Source organism: Ochrobactrum sp. SFR4, from assembly GCF_019730395.1.
Taxonomy (GTDB): domain Bacteria; phylum Pseudomonadota; class Alphaproteobacteria; order Rhizobiales; family Rhizobiaceae; genus Pseudochrobactrum.
On record NZ_JAAPBB010001474.1, the window covers coordinates 1 to 231 of the forward strand.

The 231-nt window shown below is 50.2% G+C and carries 1 protein-coding gene; it reads left to right on the forward strand.

Annotation, left to right across the window (positions count from 1 at the left end):
- Positions 1 to 231 (forward strand): ABC transporter substrate-binding protein (locus HBA93_RS23915; RefSeq protein WP_221724865.1); only part of this gene is annotated, 231 nt, incomplete at both ends.

Genomic DNA, 231 nt, shown 5'->3' on the forward strand with positions numbered 1-231 from the left:
GGCCTGAATGCGATTGATGAATTTCAGGGCTATAAGCAGCTCACTGATGAAGCGCTGGATAAAGCTGCACCGGATTTGATCCTGCTAATGAATACCGGCGTTGATAAAGCGATGGATGATCATTCAGACCTGTTGAGCAATCCCGCCTTGGCAGCCACACCGGCAGGTCGCAACAAATCAATTGTAACGATGGATGGTCTTTACCTGCTGGGTTTTGGTCCGCGTTCGGCT